At 31.8% G+C, this 5434-nt stretch carries 4 protein-coding genes and 1 pseudogene; 4 read left to right on the forward strand and 1 reads right to left on the reverse strand.

The window, feature by feature from the left end; genetic code table 11:
• A pseudogene (locus tag AACZ53_RS13535) lies at positions 1–180 on the reverse strand (IS1 family transposase); the annotation flags it as partial.
• Positions 181–403: 223 nt separating this feature from the next.
• Here AACZ53_RS13535 and AACZ53_RS13540 point away from each other — a divergent pair.
• The 4 genes from AACZ53_RS13540 to AACZ53_RS13555 form a co-directional block, all read left to right on the forward strand.
• The gene (locus AACZ53_RS13540) at positions 404–934 is read left to right on the forward strand and encodes a flavin reductase family protein (RefSeq protein WP_339839517.1); all 531 of its coding nucleotides are present in this window, start codon (positions 404–406) and stop codon (positions 932–934) included.
• 1 nt (position 935) lies between these two features.
• Entirely contained in the window at positions 936–1415 is a 480-nt protein-coding gene (locus AACZ53_RS13545) for an SRPBCC domain-containing protein (protein ID WP_339839509.1), read from the forward strand.
• Between the two features lie 111 nt (positions 1416–1526).
• Positions 1527–3827, forward strand: coding sequence for an FAD-dependent monooxygenase (locus tag AACZ53_RS13550; protein ID WP_339839512.1), 2301 nt, complete (start codon positions 1527–1529; stop codon positions 3825–3827).
• 78 nt (positions 3828–3905) lie between these two features.
• The coding region (locus tag AACZ53_RS13555) for an AMP-binding protein (RefSeq protein WP_339839514.1) at positions 3906–5434 on the forward strand (1529 nt) is incomplete at its 3' end.

Genomic DNA, 5434 nt, shown 5'->3' on the forward strand with positions numbered 1-5434 from the left:
TAGCCCTTCTAGATAGAGCTGTAAAGCCTTTGTTACGTAGTAATCATCTATTCTTTTCCCAAGTTTATTTACTGTAAAATAGTAGTTACATTTTTTGCACAGATAACGTTGTCTTTCTTTAATGATTCCACTTTTTACAATGTCATTATTTTGACATTTCGGGCAAGCAATTATTTCCATATATAAAAATTTTGCATAAATATATTAATTTTGCAACAATATATTATCAATAACAATATAAAATCTAATTATTTTTATCATCTATAGAAAAATAACAATAAAAAAATAGCAAATCAATAATTATATTGAAATATTTATAAATGTGTTTTTTTGTATTTTGCAAAAAGAATTATGCAATATTAGCTTATGAAGGAGATCATGAGTCCCCATAATTCCAAGACCAATAGGTTGGATTTCTACAATTGACGATAAGGAAATCAACAACCTTGCTCCTTTTTCTTATTTCAATATGGTTTCAAGTGATCCTCCCTGCGTTATGTTTTCAACTCGTAGAGATAATAACAAAAACAAAGATACCTTAAACAATGTGTTGAATAATAATGAGTTTGTTGTAAATTTAGTAACACTTGATGTTGTTGAGCAAATGAATGCAACTTCTGAGTCAGTTGATGCTTTAACGGATGAATTTGAATTGGCAAAACTAACACCCATTGATTCTGTTATGGTTAAACCCAAAAGAGTTAAAGAAAGTTTAGTTCATCTGGAGTGCGAAAAAATTCATCACTACTTCATCGAGAACGAGACCAATGGTGGCGCATGTGTTGTGATTGGTAAAATAAAGATCATTCATATAGATGATTCTATATTAATGGAAAATAATTACATTGATTTAAATAAATACAAACCTGTAGCACGTTTAGCAGGATCAAATTACGGAACATTAGGAGAAATTTTTTCAATAAAAAGAGCATAAAATGACAACAGAAAAATTAGAAATTGAAGTAGCAATGCAAATTCAGAAACCCGTTCATCAGGTTTTTGATGCTATTATTAATCCGGACACGATGAGCTATTACTTTATTTCTAAAAGTACTGGAATGATGGAAGAAGGAAGTGAATTGATATGGAATTTTCCAGAATTTGAAATGGATTGCCCTGTTAGAGTTGGGAAAATTATTAAAGATGAATACATCTCATTTTATTGGTTAGTAGATGAAATTGAACTTTTAGTTGAAATGACTTTAACCGAAAAAGAAAACAATTCAACTTTAGTAACTATTACTGAAAAAAGTAGGGAGAATGACTTAAAAGGACTAAAATGGCTTTCAGGTAATTCATTTGGTTGGGCTAATTTTTTAACGTGTTTAAAAGGGTATTTAGAATATAGAATAAAACTAAGAAAAGGAGCTTTCGATTTTATGAGAATAGAAAATCAATGTTCCTTAGAAAAATAATTTCAAATAGGTTACTTTAAAATTCAGAATTTTAGACGAGATTCTGAGAAAAAATTCACTGAACACTTTTTTATCCATTAAGTTAGTGAAGTAAATAAATTCAGATTAAAAATGAAAATAACAGTAATTGGTGGTGGTCCAGGAGGTTTATATTTTTCGATTTTAACTAAAAAAGCAATGCCAAATTGTCAAATCGATATTTATGAACGTAATCGTCCAGACGACAGTTTTGGTTTTGGGGTAGTTTTTTCAGATGAAACTTTAGGTGAATTCTTAAAACGCGACATGCAATCTTATGAGCTAATACGAAGTAAATTTGCGTATTGGGATGATATCATAATTGCTCGTGATGGACAAGAAGTCAACATTGCTGGAAACGGCTTTTGCGGTTGTTCTCGAAAAACTCTTTTGCAGTTATTACACCAACGCTGTAAAGAAGAAGGTGTAAATCTTCATTTTGAAGCCAATGTAGAAGATTTAAGCCAGTTTTCAGATTCAGATGTAATCATTGCTTGTGATGGTTTATCAAGTTTGATAAGAACAAAATTTGAATCTGACTTTGGAACAAAAGTAGAACTAAAGAAAAATAAATTCGTTTGGATGGGTTCTACAAAACCTTTAGATGCATTTACTTATTTCTTTAAAGAGACAGAACATGGAGCCTTTGCAGCGCATACTTATCAATATGAAGAAGGAATGAGTACTTGGATTTTTGAATGCGCTCCAGAAACATGGGGAAAATTCGAATTTGATACTTATGACGAAACGGATACAGTTCAAAAATTACAAGAATTATTTAAGTCCGAATTAGACGGACATTCTCTAATTACCAATAAATCGCATTGGAGGCAATTTCCGCATGTAACTAATGAAAATTGGTATCATAATAACATCGTTTTATTAGGGGATTCAAAAGCCACAGCCCACTACTCTATTGGTTCTGGAACAAAATTAGCCATGGAATCTGCTATTGCTTTATCGGATGCAATTATTACTAATCCAAATGATATTCAAGCTGCTTTTCAAAACTATGATAAATCAAGAAGAAATAGCGTAGAAATGATTCAGTACGCTGCCAATGTTTCTTTAGATTGGTTTGAAAATATGGACAGACACATACAACATCCTTTTTACCAATTTGCCTTTGGATGCATGACTCGTTCTAAAAAAGTTACCTACGAAAACTTACAAATTCGAGACAAATCTTTTACCAATAAAGTTTTACATGAGTTTAATTCTTGCCTAAAACCAACAACCAACAACCAACAACAAATTCCAGCTGCTTTTTCAACGTTCAAATTAAGAAATTTAGAATTACAAAATAGAATAGTAATGTCTTCCATGGGACAATATTCAGCCGAAAACGGGTTAGCAAATGATTGGCATTTTCAACATTATACTTCTCGTGCGATTGGTGGTTTAGGTTTGATTTTAACCGAAATGAACGCTGTTTCAGAATCAGGACGTATAACTTTAGGTTGTACAGGAATATATAATGAAAATCAAATAGTTGAATGGAAACGTATTAATGATTTTATTCACAAAAATACAACTACAAAAATCGGAATTCAGTTAGGACATTCAGGTCGAAAAGGAGCTACAAAAAAACCATGGGAAACAGAAGATTTAAAAGATAAATGGCAATTGCTTTCAGCTTCACCTATTCCATTTAATGAAAATTTTTCTACACCAAAAGAAATGACTTTGGAAGATATGGATTTAATAACTTCTCAATTCGCTGAAGCTACAAAAAACTCAGATAAAGCTGGTTTTGACATGATTGAATTGCAAGCTCATCATGGATTTCTATTAGCTTCTTTTCTTTCACCTTTAACAAATATTCGTTCAGATGAATTTGGAGGACGTATCGAAAACCGATTAAAATTTCCATTGAGAGTTTTCAATGAAATGAGAAATGTTTTCCCAAAAGAAAAACCAATTTCTGTTCGGATTTCAGCAACAGATTGGGCAGAAAATGGAATTTCAGAAGAAGATGTATTAACAATTGTAACTGCATTCAAAAACGTTGGAGCTGATATTATCAATGTTTCAACAGGAAATACTGTAGCACATCAAAAGCCACAAACAGGAAGAATGTGGCAAACACCTTTTTCAGATGCTATTCGAAACTCAGTGCACGTTCCAACAATAACAACTGGATATATTCAAGATATTGATCAAATAAATACTATAATCCTTAATGGAAGAGCTGATTTAGTAGCTTTAGGAAGACCGTTGTTATTAGACCCAAATTTTGTTAGAAACGCTCAAGCTTACGAAGGTTTTCGACCAGAAGATATTCCAGTTCAATATAAAATGGGGATTTCTCATTTATATCCTTTAAAAGCTTCCGAAAGAAAACAAGTTGAAGGAATGAAAAAGGTTTTAAAACCAAAGAGCAACAAAATATAAATCACAAAATGCAAATTCCAAATTCCAAAATTTACGTTTTAATTGGAATTTAGAATTTTTAATATTGGAATTTAAAATATGAAGCATTATACAGACAATTTCGCACAAGATAATCTACCAAGTATAGACTTACAACCTGATTATTTATGCAATTTACCACAATTTCATCATCCAGAAATGCTGAACTGTGTCGAACGTTTGTTAGATAATCATATACAAAATGGAGATGGTGATGCGGTTTGTATTCGTACGTTCGAAGAAACTTGGACTTATAAGGATTTATTCGAAAAAGCCAATCAAATTGCTCATGTTTTAGTAGATGATTTAGGCTTAGTTTCTGGAAATCGTGTTTTGTTGCGTTCAGCAAATAATCCAATGATGGTGGCATGTTGGTTTGCCATATTAAAAGCTGGTGGAATTGTTGTAGCTACTATGCCACTACTTCGTACTAAAGAATTAACTACAGTAGTTGAATGTGCTGAAATTGCAATTGCAATTTCGGATAATGATTTGGCTGAAGATATGAATCAAGTAAAATCTAAATTCTTACAGAAAAAATGTTTTTATAGAAATGGAGATTTAGAACAATTAATGCAATCAAAACCTAAAACATTCGATAACTATCATTCAAAAGCTGATAGTGTTTGTTTAATTGGTTTCACTTCTGGAACAACAGGTTTGCCAAAAATGACAGCTCATTATCACAAAGACATTTTAAACATTTGCGAAGCATTTCCAGTTTATGCCTTACAACCCAAAAAAGAAGATGTTTTTATAGGAAGTCCACCATTAGCTTTTACCTTTGGTCTAGGAGGGTTAGTCTTATTTCCTATGTATTCTGGGTCTTGCACTTTTTTACTAGAAAAGCCTAGTCCAGATTTATTATTAAAAGCTATTCAGGAATATAAAATTACAATTTGTTTAACAGCTCCAACAGCTTGGAGAGTATTAACTACAAAACTTAATGAATTCAACGTTTCTAGTTTGAGAAAATGTGTTTCAGCTGGAGAAACTTTACCGCTGCAAGTTTGGCAAGATTGGTATGATGCAACAGGTTTGAAAATCATTGACGGAATTGGAGCGACAGAAATGCTTCACATATTTATATCATCCAACGAAGATAACATGAAACCTGGTGCAACTGGAGTTCCAATTCTTGGATATGAAGCTAAAATTATTGATGATAGAGGAAATGAACTTCCACCGAACGAAATAGGAAAATTAGCTGTTAGAGGAATTACAGGATGCAAATACCTAAATAGAGAAGAAAAACAAAGAGCTTACGTTCAAAACGGTTGGAATATTACAGGAGATATTTTTAAAAAAGATGATAACGGCTATTTTTGGTTTATTGCTCGCGGGGACGATATGATCATTTCTTCTGGTTATAATATTGCCTCAATTGAAGTAGAATCCGTACTTTTAACCCATAAAGATATTCTAGAATGCGCAGTTATTGGAATTCCAGATAAAGAACGAGGAATGCTAGTTTGTGCTCATATCGTCTTAAAAGATAAACATAAAGCTTCGATAGAATTAGAAAAACATATACAACAGTGGTTCAAAGAAGTAGCTGCTCCATACAAATATCCAAGAATTATAAAATT

Origin of the sequence: uncultured Flavobacterium sp., from assembly GCF_963975005.1 — a bacterium.
Lineage (GTDB): Bacteria > Bacteroidota > Bacteroidia > Flavobacteriales > Flavobacteriaceae > Flavobacterium.